Origin of the sequence: Allobosea sp. 67-29, assembly GCF_001898115.1 — a bacterium.
GTDB lineage: Bacteria > Pseudomonadota > Alphaproteobacteria > Rhizobiales > Beijerinckiaceae > Allobosea.
The window spans coordinates 17,678-41,136 of record NZ_MKSQ01000011.1; the positions used below are offsets into that span (position 1 = coordinate 17,678).

At 66.8% G+C, this 23,459-nt stretch carries 19 protein-coding genes and 1 pseudogene; 5 read left to right on the plus strand and 15 right to left on the minus strand.

Translation table 11 applies throughout. The annotated features are described in order from the left end of the window. Window positions 1-25 precede the first annotated feature (25 nt). Window positions 26-919 carry a dioxygenase family protein gene (locus tag BGO20_RS10180; RefSeq protein WP_291664655.1) on the plus strand — a complete coding sequence of 298 codons (894 nt, stop codon included), beginning with the start codon at window positions 26-28 and terminating at the stop codon, window positions 917-919. Window positions 920-934: 15 nt separating this feature from the next. Further along, a complete protein-coding gene (gene hpaH / locus BGO20_RS10185; RefSeq protein ID WP_465246023.1) occupies window positions 935-1,726 on the plus strand; it encodes a 2-oxo-hept-4-ene-1,7-dioate hydratase in 792 nt (263 codons plus the stop codon). Window positions 1,727-2,501: 775 nt separating this feature from the next. Here hpaH and BGO20_RS10190 read toward each other — a convergent pair. The 9 genes from BGO20_RS10190 to BGO20_RS10230 form a co-directional block, all read right to left on the minus strand. Then, window positions 2,502-4,082 carry a sulfite reductase subunit alpha gene (locus BGO20_RS10190; protein ID WP_291664656.1) on the minus strand — a complete coding sequence of 527 codons (1,581 nt, stop codon included), beginning with the start codon at window positions 4,080-4,082 and terminating at the stop codon, window positions 2,502-2,504. Then, the gene (locus tag BGO20_RS10195; RefSeq protein ID WP_291664657.1) at window positions 4,079-5,875 is read right to left on the minus strand and encodes a NirA family protein; all 1,797 of its coding nucleotides are present in this window, start codon (window positions 5,873-5,875) and stop codon (window positions 4,079-4,081) included. The genes BGO20_RS10190 and BGO20_RS10195 overlap by 4 nt, the downstream gene beginning before the upstream one ends. 11 nt (window positions 5,876-5,886) lie before the next feature. Next, window positions 5,887-6,678: an ABC transporter ATP-binding protein gene (locus tag BGO20_RS10200; protein ID WP_291664658.1), complete on the minus strand. Its 792-nt coding sequence runs from the start codon at window positions 6,676-6,678 to the stop codon at window positions 5,887-5,889. 10 nt (window positions 6,679-6,688) lie between these two features. After that, window positions 6,689-7,597: a nitrate ABC transporter permease gene (gene ntrB, locus BGO20_RS10205; protein ID WP_291664659.1), complete on the minus strand. Its 909-nt coding sequence runs from the start codon at window positions 7,595-7,597 to the stop codon at window positions 6,689-6,691. A 40-nt stretch (window positions 7,598-7,637) separates the two neighbouring features. Continuing rightward, window positions 7,638-10,319 carry a nitrate reductase gene (locus BGO20_RS10210; protein WP_291664661.1) on the minus strand — a complete coding sequence of 894 codons (2,682 nt, stop codon included), beginning with the start codon at window positions 10,317-10,319 and terminating at the stop codon, window positions 7,638-7,640. After that, window positions 10,319-11,533, minus strand: a complete 1,215-nt coding sequence (locus BGO20_RS10215) for an NAD(P)/FAD-dependent oxidoreductase (protein ID WP_291664662.1) — start codon at window positions 11,531-11,533, stop codon at window positions 10,319-10,321. The genes BGO20_RS10210 and BGO20_RS10215 overlap by 1 nt, the downstream gene beginning before the upstream one ends. 2 nt (window positions 11,534-11,535) lie before the next feature. Next, on the minus strand, window positions 11,536-12,864 hold the full coding sequence (locus BGO20_RS10220) for a CmpA/NrtA family ABC transporter substrate-binding protein (RefSeq protein WP_291664663.1): 1,329 nt from the start codon (window positions 12,862-12,864) through the stop codon (window positions 11,536-11,538). A 298-nt stretch (window positions 12,865-13,162) separates the two neighbouring features. Beyond that, complete coding sequence (locus tag BGO20_RS10225; protein ID WP_291664665.1) at window positions 13,163-14,224, minus strand: CmpA/NrtA family ABC transporter substrate-binding protein; 1,062 nt, start codon at window positions 14,222-14,224, stop codon at window positions 13,163-13,165. Continuing rightward, a complete protein-coding gene (locus tag BGO20_RS10230; RefSeq protein WP_291664667.1) occupies window positions 14,221-14,805 on the minus strand; it encodes an ANTAR domain-containing response regulator in 585 nt (194 codons plus the stop codon). The genes BGO20_RS10225 and BGO20_RS10230 overlap by 4 nt, the downstream gene beginning before the upstream one ends. Before the next feature lie 77 nt (window positions 14,806-14,882). On the opposite strand from BGO20_RS10230, the pseudogene BGO20_RS10235 reads away from it, so the two are divergent. After that, window positions 14,883-15,264: pseudogene (locus BGO20_RS10235) on the plus strand (integrase core domain-containing protein); the annotation flags it as partial. Window positions 15,265-15,399: 135 nt separating this feature from the next. Here the strand turns inward: BGO20_RS10235 and BGO20_RS10240 are convergent. From BGO20_RS10240 to BGO20_RS10250, 3 genes are read right to left on the minus strand one after another with little or no spacing between them, the layout of a single operon-like run. Continuing rightward, window positions 15,400-16,419 (minus strand): ABC transporter substrate-binding protein, encoded by a 1,020-nt coding sequence (locus tag BGO20_RS10240; RefSeq protein ID WP_291664670.1) that lies wholly within the window; start codon window positions 16,417-16,419, stop codon window positions 15,400-15,402. Window positions 16,420-16,469: 50 nt separating this feature from the next. Beyond that, entirely contained in the window at window positions 16,470-17,336 is an 867-nt protein-coding gene (locus BGO20_RS10245; RefSeq protein WP_291664671.1) for an ABC transporter permease, read from the minus strand. A 16-nt stretch (window positions 17,337-17,352) separates the two neighbouring features. Continuing rightward, entirely contained in the window at window positions 17,353-18,132 is a 780-nt protein-coding gene (locus BGO20_RS10250) for an ABC transporter ATP-binding protein (RefSeq protein WP_291664672.1), read from the minus strand. 104 nt (window positions 18,133-18,236) lie between these two features. Between BGO20_RS10250 and BGO20_RS10255 the strand changes: the two genes are divergently transcribed. Together BGO20_RS10255 and BGO20_RS10260 are read left to right on the plus strand one after the other, a co-directional pair. Beyond that, window positions 18,237-18,902 (plus strand): response regulator transcription factor, encoded by a 666-nt coding sequence (locus BGO20_RS10255; RefSeq protein WP_291664674.1) that lies wholly within the window; start codon window positions 18,237-18,239, stop codon window positions 18,900-18,902. Beyond that, window positions 18,889-20,301, plus strand: a complete 1,413-nt coding sequence (locus BGO20_RS10260) for a sensor histidine kinase (RefSeq protein ID WP_291664675.1) — start codon at window positions 18,889-18,891, stop codon at window positions 20,299-20,301. Before BGO20_RS10255 ends, BGO20_RS10260 begins: the two co-directional genes overlap by 14 nt. 292 nt (window positions 20,302-20,593) lie before the next feature. On the opposite strand, the gene BGO20_RS10265 is transcribed toward BGO20_RS10260, so the two are convergent. The 3 genes from BGO20_RS10265 to BGO20_RS10275 all read right to left on the minus strand — a co-directional run bounded on the left by BGO20_RS10265 (window position 20,594) and on the right by BGO20_RS10275 (window position 23,459). After that, entirely contained in the window at window positions 20,594-21,466 is an 873-nt protein-coding gene (locus BGO20_RS10265) for a flagellar motor protein MotB (protein WP_291664676.1), read from the minus strand. A 21-nt stretch (window positions 21,467-21,487) separates the two neighbouring features. Next, the gene (gene motA / locus BGO20_RS10270) at window positions 21,488-22,351 is read right to left on the minus strand and encodes a flagellar motor stator protein MotA (RefSeq protein ID WP_291664678.1); all 864 of its coding nucleotides are present in this window, start codon (window positions 22,349-22,351) and stop codon (window positions 21,488-21,490) included. Between the two features lie 691 nt (window positions 22,352-23,042). Next, on the minus strand, window positions 23,043-23,459 hold the full coding sequence (locus BGO20_RS10275) for a Rieske (2Fe-2S) protein (RefSeq protein ID WP_291664680.1): 417 nt from the start codon (window positions 23,457-23,459) through the stop codon (window positions 23,043-23,045).

Genomic DNA, 23,459 nt, shown 5'->3' on the forward strand with positions numbered 1-23,459 from the left:
CGGTGAAGCTGACGGAGATGGATCGATGCTGATCAGAGGGCACCACGACGTCACGCCGGCCGTGTTGGAGGTCATGCAGCGGACGCGCGACCTACGGATGCGTGAGATCATGACGTCGCTGGTAACGCATCTGCACGGCTTCGTCCGCGATGTTCGCCTAACCGAGGCCGAGTTTCGCGAAGCGACGGCGGTGCTGAACGAGATCGGGGCGCTCGTCTCCGACACACATAACGAGTTCGTATTGATGGCGGGCTCGCTCGGTATCTCCTCGCTCGTCTGCCTTCTGAACAATGGCGATGGCGGCAACACGGAAACCTCGCAGTCCTTGCTCGGCCCGTTCTGGCGGCTGAACGCGCCGCATGTCGCTAATGGCGGCACGATCGTCAGGTCGGACACGCCTGGCGAGCCGCTTTTCGTCACGGCGAGGGTGGTGGATGGCTCAGGCCAGCCGATCGAGGGCGCCGAGGTCGATGTCTGGCATGCCTCGCCTGTCGGCCTTTATGAAAACCAGGACCCTGAGCAGGCTGAGATGAACCTGCGCGGCAAGTTCACGACGGATGCCGAGGGACGCTTCTGGTTCAGCTCGGTGATGATGGTCGGCTATCCGATCCCGACCAATGGCGTGGTCGGTCGTCTGCTGGAGGCACAAGGCCGCCACCCGATGCGGCCGGCGCATCTGCATGCGCTGATCTTCAAGCCCGGCTTCAAGGTGCTGGTTTCCCAAGTCTACGACGCCAATGATCCCCACATCGATTCCGACGTGCAGTTCGGCGTGACCAAGGCGCTGTTGGGCGACTTCGTTCGCCATGACGAGCCGCATCCGGCCGATGGCACCGTCGCGTCGCCCTGGTACGCGCTCGACTACACCTATGTGATGGAGCCGGGAGAGGCTGTCCTGCCCCGGCCGCCAATCAAGTAGGCCTGACCGAAAAGGATGCCTGCCGTGCTGACCGAAGACGACCGCCACAAGGCTGCGGACGCCATCCTGCGAGCGGAGCGCGAACGCATAGCGTGCCCTCAATTGTCGAAGACCTTCCCAGAGATGGAGATCGAGGACGCCTATCGCGTGCAGGATCTGTGGGCCGAGGCACGGATCGCTGCCGGTGCGAGGCTGGCCGGCCACAAGATCGGGCTGACCTCCCGAGCGATGCAAATGGCGTCGAAGATGACCGAGCCGGATTATGGCCGCATCCTCGACGACGCGCTCTACAACGACGGCGCCCAGATCAAGGCCGAGACCTTCATCAAGCCGCGGCTCGAAGTCGAGCTGGCCTTCATCATGGGCGAAGACCTTTCCGGCCCGTCCTGCCGCGTCCATGACGTGATGCGTGCCGCCGAGTTCGTCGTGCCGGCGCTGGAAATCATCGACTACCGCACGGAAGTGCCGCGCGCGATCGTCGACACGATCGCCGACAACGCCGCCTTTGGCGCGATTGTGCTCGGCGGTCGCACGATCCGCCCTTTCGACGTCGATGTTCGCTGGATCGGTGCCACGCTGGCCCAGAACGGCATCATCGAGGAAAGCGGCGTCTCGGCCGCGATCATGGGCCACCCCGCCGCCGGCATCGCCTGGCTGGTCAATAAGCTTCACGCTGTCGGGGCCGGGCTGAAGAAGGGACAGATCGTACTCGGCGGCTCCTTCACCCGCCCGGTGGACATCAGGAGAGGTGATGTGATCCACGCCGATTACGGGCCGTTGGGCGCGATTGGTGTTTCATTCTTCTGACGGCCGGCCATACCGATCGCTGCCGATCCGCAGTTGCCGTTACTTTCTCGGAAGCTATGCCGCTCCAACTACCGGGGCAGCAGTCCGCCGGCTGCATCAGCTTGGAGTGTCCGCTTGCGGGCAAGGCGCGAACGGCAGCCAGTGGCGCAACGCGGAAGCGGATGTTCCCATAATCTGGAGAAGCAGTCGGAAGACTTCATCCTTCAAACGACTGTCGGTGTTTCAGGCCCCGCAACCAACCAAAACCAAAACCCCGCCTCGCCACGAGACGGGGTTCTTGTGTTCTGGCCATGGCCAACGCCTCGTCGCCACGTTCAGTCCAGGATGGTGCCCAGCGTGGCGGCCAGCGCGTGCACCGGCCGCGTATGGGTCCGGGCGTCAGTACGAGCCTATGAGGGTCGCGGCGCAGCTTCGGCATCCGAGCCTCGATCGCGTGGCAGCCTCAATCGGATCGGCAAGGCCCATCTCTCTCGCCCTCATCATGTACGCCATGCTGCGCGGGGCACCTTGTTCGAAGCCCGAGATAGCGTGGCCTTCCTCTTGCCCGCGGTGATGCTCCCAAGCCGACCCGATGGCGGCGCCTGGTGAGGGAACGCAGGGACGGACGATCCGCGAGGGTCGACGGATGGGCTTCGAAGCCCGCTTCGAGACAATGCAACCTCCGGCCCTGTGAGACCCGATGTAGCACCACCGGCCCCCAAATCGGCGAGCGCGGACAGAACCTTGAAACCCTCAAGGGACAGCCGCCAAGCAGCCCAAAATCACAGTCTCGACCCTAATATACATCCACCTGATAGCGTCCGGCCCTCCGCAGGGACGCGACATAGGCGATTGCGTCTTCGGCAGAGCGTCCGCCATGCTCCGCGACGACGTCGATGAGAGTGCGCTCGACATCCTTCGCCATGCGCTTGGCGTCGCCGCAGACGTAGAAATGCGCACCCATTTCAAGCCACGACCAGATTTCGCCGCCGCGTTCGCGCATGCGGTCCTGGACGTAGACCTTCTCGCCGTCGCGCGACCAGGCGAGCGTCAGGTTGGAGAGGAAGCCCGAATCCTTCATCGCCTGCAGCTCGTCCTCGTAGAAGAAATCGCAGGCCCGGCGCTGATGGCCGAAGAACAGCCAGTTGCGGCCCGGCGCCTTGGTCGCCTGCCGATCGTGCAGGAAGGCGCGGAAGGGCGCCACGCCCGTACCCGGACCGCACATGATGATCGGAGTCGCCGGGTCGGGCGGCAGGGCGAAACCATGGGCGCGCTGGACATAAACGGGCACCTTGTCACCGGGAGCGACGCGCTCTGCTAGGAAGGTCGAGGCGACGCCCCAGCGCGGGCGCGAGCCGACCTTGTAGCGCACTGCATCGACCGTCAGGGTGATGCGGCGGGGTGTGGCGTGGTGCGAGGACGAGATCGAATAGAGCCGCGGCTGGAGCGGATCGAGCGCCTCGACGAAGGCCTCCGCCGAGAGGCGCGCCTGCGAGAACTTGTGCAGCGCGCCGAGCACGTCGAGTCGGTCGAGATCGCCGTCGGGGTCGTCGCCCGCGGCAAGGCGCCGGGCTTTTGCACGCGCCTCGCCGCCGGTGACATAGGACATGAGCTGAAACAGGGCGTCCGGCGCCGGGCCGAGCGCGCAGTCGGTCATCAGTTTTTCGCGCAACGGCTTGCCGGCGATCTCGGCATCCGGCCGCGCGCCCAGGAGCGCGACCACGGCGTCGACGAGGCGCGGATCGTTCTGCGCGACGACGCCGAACGCATCGCCGACGATGTAGTCGAGGCCGCATTCCGAGAGATCGAACTCGACGTGCCAAGTCTCCTTTTCCGAGCCGGGGCCATTGAGCTTTCTGCGGGACAGGAAGGTGGCGAGCGCGGGATTCTCGCGGCAACGGCCCTTCGGAACCGGTTCCGCAGCTGGTGCGGCCCCGGCAGGAACGGCGGGGGCGGCGGCCCCGGGCTCCTCCATCAATGTCTTGATCTGGCGCAGCGTTTCCTTGCCGCCCGGCGCGCAGAGATTGAGCCGCCCTTCGGCGCCTGATGCGATGGCCGCGGAATAGGTCTCGCAGACATAGCCGCATTGCCCGCAATCCTGCTGGGCCATCGCCGCATAGAGCCGGCGGGGCAGGGGCTTGCCTTCGGCCAGCGTCATGCGCTCGGCCATTTCGAGCGACGGGTCGTGCCAGGGCGCACCATCCTCGGCCTCGGTCATGACCGCGGCGTTCTCGGTGGGCGACAGCGCCGTGACGCCGGCGTTGTCGAGCGAGAGCAGGCCGGCGAAGAATCCGTTGAGCCAGGAGCGCTGCTCGTCGCTGAAAGGAGCAGTCGCGGGGATGACCTGGACGATGGGGGCAGGCGTCTGGACGGTCACGCTGCAGCCTCCGTCCTTGCGACCAGAACCGTCAGCGCCTCCATGTCGTGGCGCCGCGCGAAGGCGACGAAACTCTCGTCAGGGGTGGCCCGGTGCATCTGCCACGCATCCAGGATCGACTTGACGACGGCCGGCGCCTCCTCGGCCTTGATCTTCTCGCGAAAGGCCCGGGCGATGCCGCCATCGACGCCGTAACCGCCGCCGACATAGAGGTCGTACCCCTCGACCGTGTCGCCTTCTTCCCCCACCGGGACCCTGGCGCCGATCAGCCCGATATCGCCGATATAGTGCTGCGCGCAGGAGTTGTGGCAGCCGGTGAGATGGATGTTGACCGGCTGGTCCAGCACGATCTGCGGCTCGCAATGCGCGGCGATGGCGAGTGCGTCTTCCTTGGTGTGGGCGGCCGCGAACTTGCAGCCGGTGGCGCCGGTGCAGGCGATCAGCCCGGCCCGCAGCAGAGAGGCTTCGGCCGAAAGCCCGATGGCCTCGAGGTTGGCGAGCACATCATCGACGCTTGCATCCGGCACGCCAGAGATCAGCAGGTTCTGCCAGACGGTGAGGCGGATATCGCCGTCGCCACTGTGTCGGGCGATTGCGGCGATGACGCGCATCTGTGCCACGGTGAGCTTGCCGACCGGCAGCGCGACACCGATCCAGTTCAGCCCGGCCTGCGCCTGCGCGTGGACGCCGATATGGGCCAGGCGGTCATAGGCCGGACGCGGCGCGACGAACGTTGCTCCGACCCGGACCAGCCTGCGGCCGAGCTTCTCCTCCACTGCGACTAGAAACCTGTCGAACCCCCAATCGTCCAGGACGTATTTCAGCCGGGCCTTGTTGCGGTCGCTGCGGTTGCCGTTCGCCGTAAAGACGCGGATGACGGCATCGGCTACCGCGACCGCGTCCGAGGGAGCCACGACGACGCCGGTGTCGCGCGCCAGATCCCTGTGGCCGGTGATGCCGCCGAGCGCGAGCCGATACCAGACGCCGGGACGGACCGGCTCGCCTTCGAAGCTCGCGCCTTCGACGACCTCGATCGCCTGGAAGCCGATGTCGTTGGTGTCCTCGAGCGTCGCGATCGAGCCGGCGCCGTCGAAGGCGACGTTGAACTTGCGCGGCAGCCCGTAGAGCGAGCGGTCGTTCAGGATGTGATGATGCCAGGCCCTGGCATGCGGCCTTGTATCCAGCAGTTCGCGCGGGTCGATCCCGGCGGTGGCCGAGCCGGTGACGTTACGGATGTTGTCGGCACCGGAGCCCTTCGCCGTCAGGCCGAGATCGCTCAGCGCTTCGATGAACGCAGGAGCGTTCTGCGCCTCGATTTCTCGGACCTGCAGGTTGGCCCGGGTGGTGACATGCGCATAGCCACCTCCGAGGTGCTCGGCGAGATCGGCGACGCCGGCGAACTGCCAGTGCGTCAGGATGCCGTTGGGAATGCGCAGCCGGCACATGTAGCTGTTCTGCGCCGGCGCCACATAGAAAAGGCCCTGATAGCGCCAGCGGAAATTATCGTCCGGTTTGGGATAGGTGCCGCTTTCGGCCTGGGCCTTGAAGCGGGCATAGGCATCGAAGGGGTGCTCGGTCGCCTTCCACTTCTCCTGTTCGGCGAGCTTGCCGCCTTTTGCGATCGTCCTCGCCTGCGCCTCCCGATGCTCCTTGTCCGGCCCGGCCGGCACGGAGGCCGCGCTGCCGGGGCCCGAGCCGAGCGGCGCCAGCCCGCGCGCCGTGCGGGTGGACTGCATGCCGCTGACGAAGCCTTCGAGATAGCGCTTCTGGTCGGGCGTGAAATCGTCGCTCATGACCGGATCCGTCACGCCGCCTCGACGAAGCGATGGCGCTCGTAGAGGAATTTCAGCACCGCCTCGCGCGCGGCGATGTAGGTCCGGTCCGAGACCAGTTCGAGCCGCCGCCGCGGGCGGACGAGCTTGACGTCGAGCACCTCGCCGATGCGGGCCGAAGGGCCGTTCGTCATCATCACGATCCGGTCGGAAAGCAGCACGGCTTCATCGACGTCGTGGGTGATCATGATCATGGTGTTGCCGAGTGCGGCGTGGATCTGCATCACGGAATCCTGCAGGTGGGCGCGGGTCAGCGCGTCGAGCGCGCCGAAGGGCTCGTCGAGCAGCAGGATCTTCGGCTCCATGGCGAGCCCGCGCGCGATGCCGACGCGCTGCTTCATGCCGCCGGAAATCTCGCCGGGTCGCCTGTCCTTCGCATGGGCCATCTGGACGAGGTCGAGATTGTGCATGATCCAGTCATGCCGATCGGCCTTGCTCTTCCTGCCGCCGAAGACCTTGTTCACGGCGAGCGCGACATTGTCGTAGACCGTGAGCCACGGCAGCAGCGAGTGGTTCTGGAACACCACGGCGCGGTCCGGCCCGGGCGCGTTGACCTCCTTGCCTTCCAGCAGGATGCCGCCGGTCGTCGCAGGCGTCAGCCCCGCGACGATGTTGAGCAGGGTCGACTTGCCGCAGCCGGAATGCCCGATGATCGAGACGAACTCGCCCTTGTCGATGACGAGGTTGATATCCTTGAGCACTTCGGTGGTGGCGGCGCCCCGCTGGAAGCGCTTGTCGACATGGTCGATCTTCAGATAGCTCATCGCTTGCCCCTCAGTTGGTTGCGGTGCCGCGGGTGACGACATGGCCGATGAGGGCGACGAGGCGGTCGAGCAGGAAGCCGACCACGCCGATATAGACCAGCGCCACGATGATGTCGGAGAGGCGGGACGAGTTCCATGCGTCCCAGATGAAGAAGCCGATGCCGACGCCGCCGGTCAGCATCTCGGCGGCGACGATGGCGAGCCACGACAGCCCGACGCCGATCCGCAGGCCCGTGAAGATGTAAGGCGCCGCCGCCGGCACCATGATCCTGTAGAAGAACTCGATCTGGTTCAGACGCAGCACCTGCGCCACATTGCGATAGTCCTGCGGGATGTTGCGGATGCCGACGGCCGTATTGATGATCACCGGCCAGATCGCGGTGATGAAGATCACGAAGATCGCCGAGGGCTGGCTGTCGCGGAAGGCGGCGAGCGAGAGCGGCAGCCAGGCCAGCGGCGGCACGGTGCGCAACACCTGGAAAATCGGGTCGAGCCCGCGCATCGCCCAGACCGACTGGCCGACCAGCACGCCGAGCAGGATGCCGACGACCGCCGCGAGGCTGAAGCCGATGGCGACCCGCTGCAGCGAGACGAGAATGCGCCAGCCCAGCCCGATATCCTGCGAGCCCGCCCAGTAGAACGGTTGGACGATCAGATCCTTCGCCTCTTCCCAAATCTTCGTCGGAGGCGGCAGTGAGGATTGCGGTCCATGCGCGGCGAGCTGCCAGAACAGCAGGATCAGCGCGACCGTGATCAGCGGCGGCAGCAGGTTGGCGAGAGCGCCTCTTGCCAAGGGAGCGAGCTTTGCCAGGAAGGGCTTGGCAGGCCCCACCGGCAACGGCACGACCTCGGACGGTTTGCCCGGGAGCGCGACGACCGCGGCGCCCGCACCCGCATCTTTCAAGACAGGCTGACCCATGTTTCAGTCTCTCCTTTGACCGAGCGTTCGGTTGCGTTCGTCATGCCGTCTCGCGCGCCTGCGCACCGATGCGGCGGATTTCAGGGAGGCAGGAGCCGCAATTGGTCCCCGCCTTGAGTTGAACGCCGATCTCCTCGGCCGTCGCCGCGCCTGCCTCGAAGGCGGTGCGGATCGCGTTCAGCCCCACCCCGAAGCAGGCACAGACGGTCGGGCCGGGCGCCGGTCCCCCGGGCTGACGTCCAGAGAGGAGGGAGAGCCGGCGTTCCACGATCGACGCCGGATCGGCGAAGACGGTCTTGACGGTGTCCCAGAGAGGCGCGTGGCCCGCCCGTGCGAGGAAGAGCGTGGCGACGAGCCGCCCCGCCCGGAACACGGCGCAGCGATAATGGCCGCCTTCATGGTCGACCAGCTCGGTCAGTTCGTCCGTGCCGAAGCGTTCGCGCACCAGCGCCGCGAGCGCATCGACGGCGGCGTCGGTCGCGAAAAGCCGGCCTTCGCCGCCCTGCACCGCAAGCCGCGACCACCAGCCTCCCGACGGCAGGTCGAAGGGGCCGCGTGACAGGACAAAGCCTTCGAAACGATAGGCCACTGCTGCAATGGAGACCGGTGTCGCCTTCAATTCGGGCTGCCCTGAGAAGGGGTCGCAGCACGGCTGCGCGAGGGCGCCGATACGGGCATCGGAGGCCGTCTCGCCGGACCAGTGGATCGGCGCGAATACGGTCCCCTCGGTTACGCCGGTGTCTGCTGCCACCCTCAGCACCGCGCTGCCGTAAGCGCTGGCGAGCCGGGCGAACCCACCCTCGGCCAGCCCGAAGCGAGCGATCTCGGCCGGATGGACGTGCACCGAGGGCTCGGCGGCATGGACGCTGAGCCGGGGGCTGAGGCCGGTCCGGGTCATGCTGTGCCAGTGGTCTCGAACCCGCCCGGTGTTCAGCAGCAGCGGGAAAATCTCGCTCACCGGCGAGGCGAGCTTGGGTCCGGCGAGCAGGCTCATCCGTGCGCGGCGCTCCGGACCGAAGAACGAGCCGTCCCCGAAGAGCCGCGCGGTGCCATGCGGCCGATCGGCCGGCGCGGGCCATTGCACCGGCTTGAGCGCATCATAGGCGGCTCTTGTAAGGTCGGCGTGGGCGCCGATGTCGAAATCGCGCGTTCCCTCGTTCTCGAAGGCCGAGAGAGCGGCGTGCTCGGCATGGATCTCGTACGGGCCGGCATGGGCGAAGCTCTTCCCGAAGCCGAGACGCTTGGCGACCTCGCAGATGATCCACCAGTCCGGCCTTGCTTCGCCGGGGAGGGGCAGGAAGGGGCGCTGGCGCGAGATCCGGCGTTCGGAATTGGTGACGGTCCCGTCCTTCTCGCCCCAGGCAGCGGCCGGCAGGATGTAGTGAGGCCCGGCCGCGAGCGTGTCGTTCGAGAGCACGTTCTCCGAGACGATGAAGAGGTCGAGGCCGGCGAGCGTGTCGCGTACCTTGTCCGCATCCGGCAGGGAGACAGCAGGATTCGTCGCCATCACCCACATCGCGCGGATGCGGCGTCGGGCGACCGCTTCCAGCATCTGGACGGCCTTCAGACCTTCGTCGCGTGCCATGTTCGGCGCGTTCCAGAAGCGGCGGACGCGGTCGATCTCCTCGGCGCCATAGCCCATATGGGCGGCGAGCATATTGGCGAGCCCGCCGACTTCGCGCCCACCCATGGCGTTCGGCTGCCCGGTGAGCGAAAACGGTCCGCAGCCGGCGCGCCCGATCCGCCCCGTCGCGAGGTGGCAGTTCAGGATCGCGGCCACCTTGTCCGTGCCCTGCGCCGACTGGTTGACGCCCTGGCTCCAGGCCGTGACCACGCGCGGCGTGCTCGCCCAGAGCTCGTAGAAGGCCGCGATCCGGTCGGCCGGAACACCGGTTGCAAGGGATACCGAGGCCAACGCGGGCGCGATTGCGCGCGCATTGGCCAGCGCCTCCTCGAGACCCGTCACATGACACGTTACATAGCCCCGGTCGACGAGGCCACGATCGCAGAGGTGAACGAGCAGTCCGGCGAAGAGCACGGCGTCGGAGCCGGGCTTCAGCGTCAGCACCATGTCGGCTTCTTCCGCCGTCGCGGTCAGGCGTGGGTCGAGGACGACGAGGCGCGCGCCACGTTCGCGCCGGTTGTCCTGCATCCGCCGGAACAGGATCGGGTGGCACCAGGCCGTGTTCGAGCCGACCAGGACGATCAGGTCGGCGCTGTCGAAATCCTCATACGCGCCGGGCACGGTGTCCGAGCCGAAGACCCGCCGCTGCGCCGCGACCGTCGAGGACATGCAGAGCCGCGAATTGGTGTCGACATGCGGCGTGCCGATGAAGCCCTTCGCCAGCTTGTTGGCGACGTAGTAGTCCTCCGTCAGAAGCTGGCCCGATAGATAAAAGGCGACCGCCTCCGGGCCGTGCTCGGCGGCGATGGTCCGCAAACCTGTGGCGACGGCGCCGAGAGCTTCGTCCCAGCCGATCCTGTCGTAGCCGCCGGCGATGTTGCGCTTCAGCGGATGCAGCACCCGCCCGCCGAGCCCCAGCGTCTCGCCGAGCGCCGAGCCCTTCGAGCAGAGCCGTCCGCGATTGGCCGGGTGCTCCGGATCGCCGGCGATCGCGGCGCCGCCCAGCGCGTCGGGCGTGGCCACTACGCCGCAGCCGACACCGCAATAGGGGCAGGTCGTACGCACCGCCGCCGGGGCAAGGGGAGCGTCGTGGCGCATCAGGCGGCCGCCTCGATGCAATGGCTTTCGCCGAAAGGCAGGTCGGCGCGGATCGCGCCGACATCCTGGCCCGAGCGGATCAACCCCAGATAGAACAGGGCGCCGTGCGTATCGCCGACCAGCACGCAGCCGGCGAGCCGCCCGCCGCGTAGCACGAACTTGCGGTAGACGCCCGCGGCGGGATCGCGCAGCACGACCGTCTCGGCGCCGTCCCCCGCCTCGAACTCGCCGGCCGAGAACACGCCGACCCCGGAGACCTTGAGATTGGTCGAGAGCAGCGACCCCAGATAGGCGCCGTCGCGCCCGGCAAGGCGGGCGGCGAGCACCCGCGCCTGCTCATAGGCCGGCTCGACCAGCCCGTAGGCCAGTCCGCGATGCTCGGCGCACTCACCGATGGCGAAGATCGCGGGGTCGCTGGTGGCGAGGCCGTCATCGACCAGGATGCCGCGTCCGACGCCAAGTCCGGCCGCTTGCGCGATCTCGATATTCGGGCGCACGCCGATGGCGATGACCACCAGATCGGCGGGAATCTCGGTGCCGTCCGTGAGTTCGACGGCCTCGACATGGTCCCGGCCACGGAAGCCTTTCGTCTCGGCACGGAGGCGCACGTCGACGCCGCGCGCCGCCATCGCCGCGGCGAGCAGGCCCGCGCCCTCGCGGTCGAGCTGGCGCTCCATCAGGCGGTCGACGAGATGCAACAGCGTCACCTCCGCCCCGGCACGGGCAAGGCCATGGGCGGCCTCCAGCCCGAGCAGGCCGCCCCCGATGACGGCGACACGGGCGCCGCGCGCCGCATAGGACCGCATCATTCCGACATCGGCCGTATCGCGAAACGTCACGACACCCCTGAGCGCGCCGCCGGGGAAGGGCGGACGCAGCGGCGTCGAGCCGGTCGCGAGCACGAGCTTGCCGTAGGGCAGGTTCGACCCGCCGCGAAGCGTCACCACCCGGGCCGCCCGGTCGATGCGCTCGACGGAGCGGCCGTAGAAGGTGGATATGCCGCGATCGCGCCACCAGGCCGGGGGCTTGAGGTCGATGTCGTTCTCGCCGATCTCCCCGGCCAGCAGAGGCGAGAGCAGCACCCGGTTATAGGCCGGTCGGGGTTCGTCCCCGATCACCGCGACGGAATAGCGGCCGAGCGCGCGCTGGCTGAGCTCCTCAGCCAGCCGGGTCGCGGCCATGCCGTTGCCGACGATGATCAGGGGTTCGGCCATGGTCAGGCGATCCGCTTGATCTTCAGCGCGTTGAGGTAGTCCATCGGCGCCGCCGGATCGAATTTGACACCGTCGAAGAAGGTTTCGACGCCGCGGGAATCCGAGCTCGGCGTGCCCGCGATGCCGAGCGTCTTCGCGGCTTCCAGCCAGAGATCGGAGCGGTTGACCTTGTCGACGAGCGCCTTGACGTTGGTGTTCGCCTCGAACTTGCCCCAGCGGATGTTTTCGGTCACGAACCAGGTGTCGAGGCTCTTCCAGGGGTAGGAGACCGAGCCGCCTTCGCCCCAGAACTTCATCAGCAGGTTCGTCCCCTTGGCGACCTTGCCGCGCCCGTAATTGATGTCGCCCTTGATGCGGCCGATGATGTCCGGAACGGGAACGTTGAACCACTGGCGACGGCCGATGATCTCGGCCATCTCCTGCTTGTTCTCCATCTTCTCGCACCAGATCTGGGCTTCCATCGTCGCCATCATGATCGCCATCGCGGCCTTGGGATTCTGGTCGACGAAGTCGGCGCGCATGCCGAGCACCTTCTCGGGATGCTTGAACCAGATCTCGCCGGTGGTCGCGGCCGTGAAGCCGATGTTCTGGTTGACGAGCTGCTCGTTCCACGGCTCGCCGACGCAGAAGCAGTCCATGGTGCCGACCTTCATGTTCGCCACCATCTGCGGCGGCGGCACGACGATGGTCGAGACGTCCTTGTCGGGGTCGATGCCGCCGGCGGCGAGCCAGTAGCGCAGCCAGAGATCGTGCGTGCCGCCGGGGAAGGTCATCGCCGCCTTCACCTCCTTGCCCGCTGCCTTCTTCTTCTCGAAGGCCTCTTTCAGTGCCGAGCAATCGGTGCCGACCGGCAGATCCTTGTATTCGTTGGAGACCGAGAGGCCCTGGCAGTCCTCGTTCAGCCGCAGCAGCGTGTACATCGGGAGCGGCTGCCCGTTCTGCATGACCTTGCCGGTGCTGTAGAGATAGGGCTTTGGCGAGAGAATATGGCCGCCGTCGATGCCGTTGGCCTTGAAGCCGAGCGCCATGTTGTCCCGCGTCGCACCCCAGGAGGCCTGCTTGGCGATGTCCATGTCGGGCAGGCCGTATTTGGCGTATATGCCCTTTTCCTTGGCGATGATCAGAGGCGCGGCGTCGGTCAGCGCGATATAGCCGAGGCGCGTGCCCTTCACCTCCGGCCCGGAGCCCTGCGCGAACGCGCCGGAGGGCAGGGCGGATTTCGCCGCCGCGAGCAAGGCGGCGGTGCCGGACAGCCGGAGAAAGTGCCGGCGGCTGGTGCCGGGCTTCCGGGATGCGGCCGCCCTGGTTCCGGTCTTGAAGCTATGCGTCATCGATCGCCTCTCGGTTGCTGGAAAGCTGCCTGCGTAGATCGGGCCGAAATGCAGAAAACGCCGCGCGAAAGACGCCCGGGCGGGCGCATTCCGACAGCGACGTTGCTGTGTCTTCCGGATTGGGGAGCGCGGGCAGCATTGGCCGCGTCGCAGCAGGTGTTACAAGGATCGTGCCAACCGTGAGAGCCAACCGGCTGCTTTGGAATCGCAACAACTTGAATTGGGGATGACACCGGTTCGGCCTGGGCGACCGCATTGTTGCGATGCAAAATGGAGATGCATCTGCCTTCTTTTTAGGCTAGCGCCCCTCGGCGGCCGAAATGCCCTCGAAAGATGCAGGCAGGAAGACGCCTCGCGCGATCTCGCGGATCTCCGAAGTCACTGCGATCTGCCCGGCGCGCTGCATGCCTGACAGAACCCAGTCGGCGTCGTCGGGCTCGGGCCGCAGCGCCTCGCGATCGAAGCGCACGAAGGGCGCGATCCGGCGGGCCGGCCGGCCGGCACCTTGAATAAGATCGCCCTGCAGGATGCGCTCGATCAGCGCCGTCGGCAGCGCCAGCCGGTCCGGCGCCGAAAGATGCTGCGCCATGCGCGCGAAATTCTCCGGTCGGCAAGCCCAGGCGCTGGCCTTGAGGATCGCGACGCCGAGTTTCGTGACCGCCGCCGGACGGCGCAGCACGTCGTCGGCACGCCAGGCAAGAATCTTGTCGTGGCAGCCGCGCCTGAGATCGACGCCCGCATGCACCATGGCGCCGACGCCGGCCGCGACCGCGGCAGAGTTCCAGGGCGCACCGGCGCAGAAGCCGTCGATCCGCCCGCCGGCGAGCGCCTCGGCGGTCTGCGGCGGCGGAACGACCTCGCAGCGGACGTCTTCGCCCAGGACCAGCCCGCTCTTTGCGAGCCATTCCCCCAGCAGGTAGATGTGGGTCGAAAAACCGAACACGGCCGCGAAGGTCAGCGCCGGCAGGCCGGAGGCCCTGCGACGGGCGACCATCGCGGCGAGCGCGCGGGCCGAGACGGCGGTGTCGGACAAGTCGCCCTCCGCCAGGCGTGACAGCTCCTCGAAGCAGGGCAGCGACAGTGTGATCGCGGCCCCGTCGCGATTAAGGGCCAGCGGCGCCGCCATCGGCGCCCGGACGCCGCCGATGCCCAGCGTCGCGGCGATGGCTGCCGGTCCGAGCATATGGGCGGCATCGAACAGGCGCACGTTCAGCTTGTCGCGCAGGTTCGACCAGGAGACTTCGCGCACCAGCTCGAGATTGAGGCCTTCCGCTTCGGCGAAGCCTTCGTCCTTCGCCAGCACGAGCAGCGCGCAATCGACCAGCGGCATGAAGCCGACCCGCAGGTGCAGCGTCGTCATTTCAGCATCTCCGCGGCGGTGATGAGGGAGCGGGCGATGTCGACGAGCTTGCGCTTCTCGTTCATCGCGGTGCGGCGCATCAGGGCGTAGGCCTCGTCTTCGGAGAGACCCTTCAGGCGCATGACGATGCGCTTGGCCTGATCGATCGTTCGGCGGTCCTCGAGCTGCGAGCGCGCCTCGTCCAACTCCTCGCGCAGCCTGCGGAAGGCATTGAAGCGGCTGATGCAGGTTTGCAGGATCGGCTGCATCCGCTCCTTCTTGAGTCCGTCGACGATATAGGCGGAGACGCCGGCCTCGACCGCCGCCTCGATCGAGGCCGAGTCCGACTGGTCGACGAACATGGTGATGGGGCGGCGGATATGCCGGCTCACGAGGAACATGTCGGCGAGCGCATCGCGGCTGGGATCCTCGAGATCGATCACCACGACATCCGGGTCATGGGTTTCGATGGCGGCGACCAGACCCGTCGTCGCCGTCATGCGGACGAGCTGATCGTATCCCGCTTCCCGCAGGCCTTCCTCGATGATCGCGGCCCGGACTTGGTTGGCGTCCACGATGAGGATCCGCAGGTTGGGCTGCATGCCTTTCGATCGTTCCCTTGTCGTGATCCGCATCACTCAATCAGGAATCGTGCCACCGCTACTCTCTGGAGGGCGAGGCCTGGCGGCTCCCGATCGCGATGGACACCGCCTTTCGCATCGAAGCCGTCGAGGACGCCATGGCCCGCTTCGGCGAGCCGGAGAGCTTCAATACGCGCCAGCGCTCGCAGTTCACCAGCCGCGAGTTCACCGCCTTGCTGATCGCAGTCGACATCAGGATCAGCATGGACGGGAACGGCGCCTGGCGCGACGACGTGTTCGTCGAGCGCCTCTGGAAATCGGTCAAATGCGAGGAGCTCTGTCCCGCGGGCCTATGCCAGCGTGTCGGAGGCCCGTGCCTCGATCGGCCGGCATCTCGAGTTCTCCACCGCACGAAGGCCTCATCGGGGCCTGGGATGGCTGACGCCCGACCAGGCTTCCTTCAACGCGCTGCCGCCAATCCGGCGGCGGCATAGCCGAGACGGAAACCCACTTAGCAAACAGCGCCGAAGCTGTTCAGATAATCCGAGTCAGCTCGCAGGAAACACGCCGCCAGAGGCGGTCTGGCGGCGTGGTGTCTCCCTCGCTCGCGAAGATTTAGCTTCCCGAGCGCCCGGCGAGCTGCGGTACGAACATGTCGCTCCACTTGGCGGGCTTCACCTTGATCGAGCCGGCCTTGTGCATGAATTCGGCGAACTTCATCACGCCCTCGGGAGTCGTGGTGAAGCGAGCATCCTTGTCCTCGATCATCTCCTGCACATCGGCTGGGTCGACCTTCACCTTGGAGCCTTTGGCGAAGATCTCGGCGGCGAGCTTCTTGTCCTTGGCGATCAGGGCGTTGGCGTCGTCCATCGCGTCGATGAAGGCCTGCGTCATCTTCGGGTTGGCGTCGACGAACTTCTTCGGCGCGAAGGTTACGTCCAGCGTGAGGTTGCCGAGATAGTCGACCGAGTTGAGCACGCGGTGGATGCCGGGGCTCTTGGCCTCGATGTACTGGAAGGGCGGAGAGGTGAAATGCGCCTTGATCTCGGTCTTGCCGCCGACCAGCGCGGCGAGCGCCTCCGGATGCGGCAGGCTCACGGTCATGGGGTCCATCTTGGCGTAGTTGGCGTCGCCGAATTCCTTGGCGGCAATCATCTGAAGCACGACGGCGGCGAGCGAAGTCTTGATGCCGGGCAGGGCGATCTTGTCGCCCGACGTGAAGTCCTTCAGTGATTTCAGCTCCGGCTTGTTCGACATCATCCACAGCGCGGTCGAGCTCATCCCGGAGACGCCGACGACCTCGACGCCCGGGATACCCTTGGCCTTGGCCCAGAGGGTGACGAAGCCCGGCGCGCCGGTGCCGGCGAAGTCGAGCGTGCCGGCCATCATCGCGTCGTTGATGACGTTGCCGCCGTCGAGCATCAGCCAGGTGACCTTGATGTCGCCGAGGCCGGCGGCCTTGGCGCGCTTCTCCAGGAACTGCTGGTCCTGCATCACGATGAGCGGCAGGTAGAGGATGCCGAAGCCCTTGGAGATGCGGACCTCCGAGACTTCGGCCCGGGCCGGGGCGGTGGCGAGCGCTGCGCCGAGGGCTGCGATCGTGAAGGCGGTGCGCAGGAATGTCTTGAATGCCATGGGTTGCTTTCCTCCGAGTGACGGCCGTTCGGCCTTGTGAAGTTCCGATATCAGTGCTGCATGCCCCAGCGGCGGATCGTCCTGCGCTCGATCGTGGCGAAGACGACGTTCTCGACGAAGAGGCCGATCAGGATGACGGTGAACAGGCCGGCGAAGACGTTGGCCGTCTCGAGCTGGTTGCGGTTCTCGAAGATGAACCAGCCGAGGCCGCCGGAGCCCGAGGAGACGCCGAAGACGAGCTCGGCCGCGATCAGGGTGCGCCAGGCGAAGGCCCAGCCGACCTTGAGGCCGGTCAGGATCGCCGGGAAGGCGGCCGGGATCAGGATGAGCCGTACCAGCTTCAGGCCGCGCAACCCGTAGTTCTGCCCGACCATGCGCAGCGTGTTCGAGACCGAGCGGAAGCCGGCATGGGTGTTGAGCGCGATCGCCCAGAGCACGGAATGGACGAGCACGAAGATGACGCTGCCGGTGCCGAGCCCGAACCAGATCAGCGCCAGCGGCAGGAGCGCGATCGCCGGCAGCGGGTTGAACATCGAGGTCAGGGTTTCCAGGAGGTCGGCGCCGATGCGCGAGCCGATCGCCAGCGTCGTCAGCAGGGCGGCGAGCACGATGCCGATGCCGTAGCCGATGACAAGGGTCTGCAGCGAGACCAGCGTGCGCGCCGGAATGACGCCGTTGGCGATGTTCTCGACGAAGGCCTGGACGGTCTGGCCGAAGGTCGGGAAGAGCAGGGGGTTGCCGAGCCAGCGGCCATAGGCCTCCCAGGCGAGGGCGAGCACCGCGAGGATCAGGCCCTTGCGGACGAAGCCGAGGCGATAGACCCGCTCGGCCCAGCCGATGGTCTTGGCGACAACGGGGGCGTCGCTGGAATTGACGTCGCGGATGATTTCCGGACGGAAGCTGACGAGGTCGGTCATGTCGGTCTCCTCCGGTTCAATGATGCGCGAACAGCATGTCGTTGATGCGGGTTTCGAGCGCGGCCTGCTTGCCCGAGCCCATCTCCTCGGGCGGCACGCTGTTGAGCTCGGCCTTGACCTCGCCCGGATGCGGCGAGAGCAGCAGGATGCGGGTGCCGATCTTGATCGCCTCCTCGATCGAGTGGGTGACGAAGAGCACGGTGAACTTCGTGTCGTCCCAGAGCCGCAGCAGCTCGTCCTGCATCTTGCGGCGGGTGAGGGCGTCGAGGGCGGCGAAGGGCTCGTCCATCAGCAGGACGTCTGGCTCCATCGCCATGCCGCGCGCGATGGCAACGCGCTGCTTCATGCCGCCCGAGAGCATATGCGGATAGCTGTCGATGAACTTGGAGAGCCCGACCTTGTCGATATAGGAGCGGGCGCGCTCCTCGGCCTCGGCCTGCGTGGCGCGGCCCGAGGCGGTCAGCGCGAAGACAACGTTCTCGCGCACCGTCTTCCAGGGCAGGAGCTGGTCGAATTCCTGGAACACCATCATCCGGTCGGGGCCGGGGCCTGAGACCTTGCGGCCCTTCAGGCTGATTTCGCCCTCGACCGGCGTGAGATAGCCGCCGATCGCCTTGAGCAGGGTCGACTTGCCGCAGCCAGACGGGCCGAGCAGGACGAAGCGGTCGGACGGATAGACGTCGAACGAGACGCGCCGCGTCGCGGTCACGACCACGTCGGGCGTCTTGTATTGCAGCGTCACGCCCTTCACCGAGAGGAGCGGAGTCGCGGTTGCAGCGTCGAACGGGGCCAGCATGTACCCTCCCTTGTTTCGTTTCCCTGCGCACTTATGGGCGCTTGCCGAGGGTGATAATCTGCGAGACTGACTCCAGCCTGACTCGGAGCCGGGAGGAGATCCGCTTGCGCGTGCTGGTTGTCGAGGACACCGCCGATATCGCCGAGGCCGTGGTGATGCGGCTGGAGAAGATCGGCCACGCCGTCGATTGGGAGCAGGACGGCATCACGGCCTCCGAGCTCCTGCATGTGCAGGCCTATGACCTCGTCGTGCTCGATCTGAGCTTGCCCGGTCAGGACGGTCTGGCGGTGCTCCGCCAGATGCGGGCGCGGCGCCTGAAGACGCCGGTGCTGGTGCTGACGGCGCGCTCGGCGGTCGACGAGCGGATCGGCGCGCTCGATCTCGGTGCCGACGATTACCTGGTCAAGCCTTTCGACTATGGCGAGCTTGAAGCCCGTGCGCGGGCGCTGCTGCGGCGCAGTGCCGGGCAGTCCGACAATCTCCTGCGCGTCGGGCCGCTCGTCATCGACCGGGCAGGGCGCGTCGCCAGCGTCAATGAAAGGCCGCTCAACCTCACCAGGCGGGAACTGACCGTCCTCGAAATCCTCGCCGCGCGCCCGGACCGGATCGTGCCGAAGGAGGAGCTGGTCGAGCAGCTCTTCAATTTTGACCAGGAGGCGAGCCCCAACGCTGTCGAGCAGTTCGTCGCGCGCTTGCGCCGCAAGCTCGCGGATGCCTCGGTCGAGATCAGGACCCTGCGCGGATTGGGGTACCAGCTTGCGGTTGTCTGAACTGCGCCTGTCGCTGCGCTTCCGCATCATCGCCGTGCTCACGGCGGTGCTGGCAGCGGGGGCGGTCGTGCTCGGAGCCGCCGCCTGGCATTCCTCGTCGCTCGCCGCCCAGCATGCCTATGACCGGCTCCTGCGCGGCGGCGCGGTGCAGATCGCCGAGAATGTCTATATCCAGGGCGGTGTCGTGACCGTCGATCCGCCGGTCTCCACGATCGCGACGCTCGCCGATTACGACCTCGTTTTCTACAAGGTGGTCGATCCGCGCGGCATCGTCGTCGCCGGCTACGACGATGTCCCGTCGGACGCCGACCCGGTGGAAACACGCGCGGGAGTCGTTCTCGAAGACGGAGTTTATCAAGGCCAGCCGGTGCGCATCGCCACGCTGGCACGCCAGATCGACCTTCCCGGCACGAACAACTGGGCGACGATCGTCGTCGCCCAGACAACCGAGGCGCGGCGCGCTCTGGCGCGCGACCTGACGCTGAAAGCGCTCGGCGTCATCGCCGTGATGAGCGTGCTGGCTCTGGCCGCGGCGGCCTATGCCGTGACCTTGGCACTGAAGCCGTTGACCCGCATCGAGCGCGAGATCGCCGCACGACGGTCGGACGACCTGCGCCCGATCGGAGTCGAGCCGCCGCTGGAAATCCGCAATCTCGTCGAAGCCATCGACGATTTCATGCGCCGTCTTTCCGAGCGGATGGCGGTCATGCAGCGCTTCATCGCCGATGCCGCGCATCAGATCCGCACGCCGCTTGCCGCGCTCGATGCCCAGGTCGAGATCCTGATCGGCACGCCCGCCTCGCGGCGCAAGGCCGACACCGTCAAGCGCATCCATGAGCGGACGGCGGAACTCGGACGCCTGACCGGCCAGTTGCTGGATCATGCGATGGTCATCCACCGCAAGGACGCGGCTGCCGCCGCGCCGGTCGATCTCAACGAGCTCGCGAAGTCGGTTCTGGCCAAGGCCGTGCCACTCTCGCTGCCCCGCGAGGTCGACATCGCCTTCGTGCCGGCCGAGACATCAGCGGTGGTGAACGGCGATGCCGTGAGCCTGCGTGAAGCTCTCGGCAATCTCATCGACAATGCTCTGACACACGGCGCCCGAAGCCGCCTTCTCGTTACGGTCGGCGCTGACGAAACCAGAGCCTGGATCGAAGTGGTCGACGACGGCGACGGCTTTTCCGCTTCGCCAGCGGAGCTCATGCGGCCCTTCGTCAAGGGCACCGCCTCTCGTGGCTCAGGTCTAGGCCTCGCGATCGCATCGGAGGTCGCAGCAGCACACGGAGGCGAACTTTCCATAGCGCATGAAGGCGGCATTACCCGAGCCCGGCTCGTTCTCAGGCAAGGAGTGGCGCTCCCGATATCGCTGCGAGCGACATCCGCTGCGCGTGAGATGTGATGAAGCTGGGCTCGTTCCGCTATCGGAAGGCGCGTGTCTGGCTGAAGTGCCGAATGTCTCTTTTCGGAAGGCCGTTTGACGTCAGCTCCCGGCGCGGCGGCGGCGGAGACCCGCGCCGGCCCTTCCGCGATCATCCTGCCGCAGGAGAGTGTCGGCGGCGGGGCGCCGAGTCCGAGGAAGGGCAGAGCGGCCTCCAGAGCGACGCAGCGAGGCGCGCCCAGCTTTTGTTTTACCCTGTCAGCTGCGACGTTAGCTCTCGAACGGGCGCCGAGGCGGCCGGGGCGCCTTCGCGTCAGGGAAAGGCGCCCGGGGGCAGCGGCGGCTCCGCATTGAGCAGCGTGATCGTCACCCGCCGGTTCGGCGGAATATAGGGATTGTCGAGGAAGAGCGGCTCGGTGTCGGCGCGTCCCACCACGGAGGTGAAGCGATCGTTGGGAAGTCCCGCGCCCGACAGGATCTCGCGCACGGCGAGCGCGCGGCCCGCGGTGAGCCCCCAGGAATCGACGGCCTGCACCGAGCCCGGGCGCGCCGCGGCCGTGTGGCCGCTGACGGAGAGCTGGTTGGGCAGCCGGCGCAGGGTGGGCGCGATCGCCTCCAGCACGAGGCGGGTGCGCTCGTAGGGCTTAACCGAGCCCTCGGGGAACATGGAACGGCCGTTATCGTCCACGAGGGAAACGTTCACCCCCTCCTTGGTCTGCTCGATCACGATGTTGCGCGACAGATCGGCGATCTCGGGCATGTTCTGGATCGCCTGCCGCAGGCTGGCTATGGCGCTGTAGTTGACCTGCGTGCCGGCGGCCGGGCGGCTGACCTCGCGGTCACTGGCGCCGCCCGAGCTGGTCGGCCGCGCTTTGGCGTCCTGCCCGGACGTACCCCTTGCCGCGTCGCGGGGGGCCGACGGCTTGTTGCCTGCCTTGTCGAGGGCGGTGCCCATCAGCACGCCGCCAGAGCCACTGGTCGAAGGGCTGAGAGCGGCCGGCGCGAAGTATTCCGCCAAGCCTTCCTTCTGCTCCTGCGTCGTCATGCTGATCAGCCACATCAGCAGAAAGAACGCCATCATGGCGGTCACGAAGTCCGCATAGGCGATCTTCCAGGCCCCGCCGTGGTGCGCGTGCGCGGCCCTCTTGACCTTCTTGATGATGATCGGCTGGGTGGGGTCGGCCATCGAAGTCCTGCTGGAGATGGGTCAGATGTTGGCGGGCAGAGCGGCGGTCGCCGCTTCCACTTCGCTGAAGGTCGGGCGCACGTCGCTCATCAGGGCCTTGCGCGCAAATTCGACCGCCATCACCGGCGGCTGGCCGCTCATATGGGCGAGGAGTCCCGCCTTGAGCGACTGGAAATATTTCGATTCCGCCTCGAAGGTGCTCTTGAGCGAGGACGCCATGGGCGCGAAGAAACCGTAGGCGACGAAGACGCCGAAGAAGGTGCCGACGAGTGCGCCGCCGATCAGATGCCCCAGCACCTCCGGCGGCTCCTTGATCGCCCCCATCGTCTTGATCACGCCGAGCACGGCGGCGACGATGCCGAGCGCCGGTGTCCCGTCGGCGAGCGACTGCATCGCCGAAACGATCCGCTCCTGCTCCTGGTGGTGCGTCTCCAGCTCCTCGTCCATGAGAGCGTCGATCTCGTGGACGTTGTTGGCGCCCAGCGTCAACATGCGCATGTAGTCGCAGACGAATTCGACCGCGTGATGGTTCGCTGCAAAAGTCGGGAAGGCGTTGAACAGCGTCGATTCACTCGGATTTTCAATGTGCTGCTCGACCGCCAGCATGCCCTTCTGCTTCACCAGCTTGTACAGGGAATATTGCATGCCCAGCAGTTCGACATAGCATTCCTGCTTGTACTTGGGCCCCTTCACGATCGTGCCGAGCATGCCGGGCACGGCCTTGAGCACCGGGCCGGGGTTGCCGATGACAAAGGCGCCGATCGCGGCACCGAGGATGATGACGAACTCGAAAGGCTGCCAAAGTACCTCGAGGTGGCCACCCATCGCCGCGTAGCTGCCCAGGACACAGACGAAGACGATGATTGTGCCGACGATCAGCCGCATGGTCTGCCACCCTCGCACCGCAACAGGTACAGCCCGCGCGAAGCCACTACTGCTCCGACGAAATGACCGATCAGGGTTAAGGTCGAGTTTACGGCCATTATCTCGGCGTTTCCGGAGCGCGATCAGGCCTGGACCGTGCGGCTGTATCTGTGCCGCGAACCGGCTTCCGCATCGTGTTTTCGACGCCTGGGCCAACCTCCTGGGCGCGGCCTGCGGCAAGCTCACTGCGCAGCACTCCGGGATCGTTTCCCTGCCCGCGCAGACGGCCGCATGGGCCAATCACGGAGGCTTTTGCCGGGATTTATCGGGGCGGCCGCGGGGATCCTTCGATTCCGGGGCGCGTGACCCGGGCCTGCGCCTGCTGCCGGAGTCCCTCAGCGCAATCCCGCCAGTCGAAGCCGGAGGGCGAAATTCGCGATGCTGGACGGGGCAGTGATACCGGCTGCCTCAAACGAAACGGATGGCGGCGCCACTGCGGCGATTTGCCCCGCCGAGCCCGCCCATCGATCGATCCCTGCCGCGTCTCGATGCCAGCTGCGCGCTGTCCTGAACCCTCGTCGCGGCGAGTAGTGCAGCTCCTTCAGGAGCCGTCGATGCAGCGCCCGCAGGGGCGCGCCGAACGCCGCGCTCCTGTCACCGGCCACGCTCCGCATGAGCGAGCACCGCGGGCGATTGCTCCGGTCCGGCAGGCTCACGCCTGCACCACGATATAATCCTGCTCGATGCTGACGACGATCGTCTCTGCCTGGTACGGGCCGTCGAAGAGCTCTGCGCCGGACTTAACCTCGACATCGTAGGTCTTCGCCCGTACCCGCGCAGGCTCGGCGCGCGATCGCCCGGTCCGAATGTCGAACTCCCAGCCATGCCAGGGGCAGCGCAGGATCTCGCCGCGGCGTGTATAGCTGTACTCACCCGGTTCGGCGCCGGCTTCGACCAGACCCGTCGTCCGGCCAAGGCAGAGATCGCCTCCCTGATGGGGGCAGCGGCCGAACAGGCCGAAATACGCTCCATCGAGGTTGAAGATCACGACCTTCCGGCCGGCGACCTCTGCGACGAGGCGCTCTCCGGGTGGGAGTGCGGAGGCCGGTGCGATGACATGCCTCGCCAT

Excerpts from the sequence above, each read along its gene's own strand:
- BGO20_RS10210 (WP_291664661.1), bottom strand. The coding sequence starts at position 10,319 with ATGCGCCACGACGCTCCCCTTGCCCCGGCGGCGGTGCGTACGACCTGC.
- BGO20_RS10245 (WP_291664671.1), bottom strand. The coding sequence starts at position 17,336 with ATGACCGACCTCGTCAGCTTCCGTCCGGAAATCATCCGCGACGTCAAT.
- BGO20_RS10250 (WP_291664672.1), bottom strand. The coding sequence starts at position 18,132 with ATGCTGGCCCCGTTCGACGCTGCAACCGCGACTCCGCTCCTCTCGGTG.
- BGO20_RS10240 (WP_291664670.1), bottom strand. The coding sequence starts at position 16,419 with ATGGCATTCAAGACATTCCTGCGCACCGCCTTCACGATCGCAGCCCTC.
- BGO20_RS10275 (WP_291664680.1), bottom strand. The coding sequence starts at position 23,459 with ATGGCGAGGCATGTCATCGCACCGGCCTCCGCACTCCCACCCGGAGAG.
- BGO20_RS10230 (WP_291664667.1), bottom strand. The coding sequence starts at position 14,805 with ATGCAGCCCAACCTGCGGATCCTCATCGTGGACGCCAACCAAGTCCGG.
- BGO20_RS10215 (WP_291664662.1), bottom strand. The coding sequence starts at position 11,533 with ATGGCCGAACCCCTGATCATCGTCGGCAACGGCATGGCCGCGACCCGG.
- BGO20_RS10200 (WP_291664658.1), bottom strand. The coding sequence starts at position 6,678 with ATGAGCTATCTGAAGATCGACCATGTCGACAAGCGCTTCCAGCGGGGC.
- ntrB (WP_291664659.1), bottom strand. The coding sequence starts at position 7,597 with ATGGGTCAGCCTGTCTTGAAAGATGCGGGTGCGGGCGCCGCGGTCGTC.
- BGO20_RS10265 (WP_291664676.1), bottom strand. The coding sequence starts at position 21,466 with ATGGCCGACCCCACCCAGCCGATCATCATCAAGAAGGTCAAGAGGGCC.
- motA (WP_291664678.1), bottom strand. The coding sequence starts at position 22,351 with ATGCGGCTGATCGTCGGCACAATCATCGTCTTCGTCTGTGTCCTGGGC.
- BGO20_RS10195 (WP_291664657.1), bottom strand. The coding sequence starts at position 5,875 with ATGAGCGACGATTTCACGCCCGACCAGAAGCGCTATCTCGAAGGCTTC.
- hpaH (WP_465246023.1), top strand. The coding sequence starts at position 935 with ATGCCTGCCGTGCTGACCGAAGACGACCGCCACAAGGCTGCGGACGCC.
- BGO20_RS10220 (WP_291664663.1), bottom strand. The coding sequence starts at position 12,864 with ATGACGCATAGCTTCAAGACCGGAACCAGGGCGGCCGCATCCCGGAAG.
- BGO20_RS10180 (WP_291664655.1), top strand. The coding sequence starts at position 26 with ATGCTGATCAGAGGGCACCACGACGTCACGCCGGCCGTGTTGGAGGTC.
- BGO20_RS10225 (WP_291664665.1), bottom strand. The coding sequence starts at position 14,224 with ATGACGACGCTGCACCTGCGGGTCGGCTTCATGCCGCTGGTCGATTGC.